Origin of the sequence: Nevskia soli, from assembly GCF_903970205.1 — a bacterium.
Taxonomy (GTDB): Bacteria; Acidobacteriota; Terriglobia; order Bryobacterales; family Bryobacteraceae; genus Bog-113.
The window spans coordinates 1-3,510 of sequence record NZ_CAJCHS010000003.1 but is presented as its reverse complement, the minus strand read 5'-3'; the positions used below and the strand labels follow the sequence as shown (position 1 = coordinate 3,510).

At 61.9% G+C, this 3,510-nt stretch carries 1 protein-coding gene and 1 pseudogene; both read left to right on the top strand.

Annotated elements, in window-relative coordinates; all coding sequences use genetic code 11:
* On the top strand, positions 1-2,646 hold a 2,646-nt coding region (gene mfd, locus H1Y01_RS00165), incomplete at its 5' end, for a transcription-repair coupling factor (protein WP_180538072.1).
* A gap of 291 nt (positions 2,647-2,937) precedes the next feature.
* Positions 2,938-3,510 (top strand): annotated as a pseudogene (locus tag H1Y01_RS00160) (hypothetical protein); the annotation flags it as partial.

Here is a 3,510-nt window from a genome sequence, read left to right as displayed (position 1 = left end):
CTGGTTCACGAGCGCACGGGCGACCTGTTTGCTCTGGCCGACCGCCCTGTCGTTATTTGGGATGAACCGGAGCTGACGCGTTCCGCCGCCGCCCGGCTCTGGAACCGCCTGGAGGACCCCGACCGTCCGATCCCCGTCGCGCCCGATCGCGTTTTCCGCCGTTATGAGGATATGCGCGCGATCTCGGCCCGTTACACGGAACTCGATCTGCGCGAACTCGAGCTCGGCGCAACAGCGGAATCGCTGCATATCTCGACGCGCCCGTCCATGGCATTCCATGGCAACATGGCGGGCGCGATCGCCGAAGCGCGCAATCTGGTGGAAACCGGAACGCGCGTCGCCTTCTTCGCCTCGACGTCAGGCGAGATCGAACGCGTCGCCGACATCTTCCACGAGTACAACGTCGCGTATCAGCTGGGCCTCGAACAAAACACCACCACTCCGGAATACCTGGCCCAGCGCGCGTATATGGCGGGCGAAGTCGCCAACATTTTTCTGATTCAGGGCCGCATAGCGCGCGGCACGGTGTTGCAGGATTCCGCCGTCGCCATCTTCGGATCGGAAGACCTGTTCGACGCGTCGGCGCTCGTTGCAAAGCCGACGTCCACGCAACTCCTCAGCACGTTCTCCGCGGATAACTTCGATCTCAAGCCGGGCGACTTTGTCGTTCATGCCGAGCACGGCGTCGCGAAATTCCTCGGGCTTCGCGAAATCGAGCAAGGCGACGCCAAGGGCGATTACATGGTCCTGGAATACGCGGGCGGCAGCAAGCTTTACGTGCCGCTGACGCGCATGGACCTCATCCAGCGTTTTCGCGGCGCCGGTGACGCCGCGCCGCAGCTCGATCGCATGGGCGGGGCCACGTGGGACCGCACCAAGACGCGCGTCAAAGGCAAAATGCGCGACATGGCCGAAGAGCTGCTGAAGCTCTACGCGCAGCGCAAGATGGCCAAGGGCTTCCAGTATTCGTCCGATTCCAACTGGCAGCGCGAGTTTGAAGACGCGTTCGAGTACACCGAAACACGCGACCAGAAATCGGCCATCAGCGACATCAAGCGCGACATGGAATCGGAGCAGCCCATGGATCGTCTGCTCTGCGGCGATGTCGGTTTCGGCAAGACGGAAGTCGTGATGCGCGCGGCCTTCAAGGCGCTGGGCGACGGCAAGCAGGTCGCGGTCCTCGCGCCCACGACCGTGCTCAGCTTCCAGCATTTTGAAACCTTCAAGAAGCGCTTCCAGAGTTTCCCGGTCCACATCGAAATGTTCAACCGCTTCCGTTCCGCGAAGGAGTTGAAGCCGACGCTCAACGATCTGGCCGAGGGAAAGATCGACATCGCGGTGGGCACGCACCGGCTGCTCTCGCAGGATGTCGTGTTCAAAGATCTGGGGCTGGTGATCGTCGATGAAGAGCAGCGCTTCGGCGTGAAGCACAAGGAACGCTTGAAGCAGTTGAAGCAGAGCGTCGATGTGCTGACCATGAGCGCCACGCCCATCCCGCGCACGCTGCACATGAGCCTGCTCGGTCTGCGCGACATGTCGGTCATTGAGACGCCGCCCAAAGATCGCCTGGCGATCCAGACCGTAGTCGCGCCTTTTGATGACGACCTCATCAAGTCGGCGATCGAATTGGAGCTCGGCCGCGGCGGTCAGGTTTACTTCGTGCATAATCGCGTCGATTCCATCTGGTCGCGCGCCGCCCACATCCAGGACCTGGTTCCCGGCGCGCGCATCGGCGTGGGTCACGGCCAACTCAGCGAGGCGGAACTCGAACGCGTGATGCTGGCGTTCATGCGCCATGAGTATGATGTCTTCGTCTCCACTACGATCGTCGAGAACGGCCTCGATATCCCGCTGGCCAACACCATCGTGATCGAGAACGCGGAGAAGTACGGTCTCAGCGAGATGTATCAGTTACGCGGTCGAGTGGGGCGTTCGAACCGTCGCGCCTATGCGTATCTGCTGGTTCCGCCCGATACGGAGTTGACCGAAATCGCCCGCAAGCGCCTCGCCGCGCTGAAGGAGTTCAGCGATCTGGGTGCGGGCTTCAAAATCGCGGCGCTCGACCTTGAGCTGCGCGGCGCCGGTAATCTGCTTGGCGGCGAACAACACGGTCATATCAACGCCATCGGGTTCGACATGTATGTGCGAATGCTCGAAGACAGCGTGCGCGAGCTGAAGGGCGAAGAGGTGCTGCCGGAGATTCACTCGGCCCTCAATCTCGGCCTGGATATCCGTATCCCAACGACTTACATCAGCGACGAAAACCAGCGCCTGCGCGCGTACCGCCAGATTGCCAACGCCAACACCGCCGAAGAGCGGGACAAAGTTGCGCAACAACTTGCCGACCGCTACGGCCCGGTTCCCGATGAAGTAAAGAGTTTGCTCACTTACTCCGCGCTAAAGACGGCGGCGGAGAAGCTAGGCATCGAAGCGATTGACCGGCGCGCCGGCGTGCTGAATATCAAGTTCCACAAGGAAACGCGCGTGGACGCCGCCAAACTAATGACGCTGGTCAGTTCCACCCCGGGCGCGCAGTTCACGCCGGCGGGAGTGATGCGCGTGCCCACCGACGGCGCGGTGAATCCCGAAGACGTGCTCGCCTTCATGCGCGACAAGTTGATGGAGCCGTTGGGAGCGATGGCGTGATCCATGCATCCGGCCGGGCGATGCTCAACGCCGGATGCATCTTGGCGGCCGCGTTTTGGATTTGCGTTTTCCTCCGAAGCGCAAAGGACGCGAACCCGCGCCGCCAAACCGCACAAGGAACTCCTGAAGGCTGGTGGCGCGCGGTGCGTTCCGTTTTGCGCGAGTTCGTAGAAAGCCGGCAGCAACCCGCGCCGCCCCTGCACGCTCGCCCTCATGTATGGCTTGCGGCGATCGCGGCAATCGCGATTTCGCTAGCGGCTTTTCAATCAACGCTGTGGAACCCGTTTCAGTTTGACGCCTTCACGCACCTGTTCGACGTTCGACGCAGCGCTGCCGGCGATCCTCGACCGATTCAGTCGCGGTAGCGGCGAAACCCTTTTCTTCCGGCCCGTCGGCTGGCTGGCGTACTGGATCGACGCACATGGGTCGGGCGCGGACCTCCTGCGTTGGCACCTTGTCAATATCCTTCTGCACTCATGCAACGGCCTTCGCGTCTATCTTCTCTTGCTGCGGCTTGATCTTCGGCGGTTCGCGTCGGCTTTTGGCGCGATCGCATTTCTGACGAGCGGTGTGACCGCGGAACCCGTAGCGTGGATCGACGCTCCATTCGATCTGTTGGCCACTCTTTTCCTTCTGCTGGCGATTCTTGAATCGCTTCAGTGGACCCGATCCGGACGTCGGGTCCACTTGGCCGCGTGCTGCGCGCTGGCGGCGCTTGCGTGCTGCACCAAGGAATCGGCGTTCTGCGCTCCCTTGCTGCTAGGCGCGATTACCCTGTCGAAATCCGGCCCGGAACGTAAGCGCGGATGGCTGGCAGCCGGTTCCGTGGCCATATGTTGTTCGGTGGTCTTCGCATACCGCTGG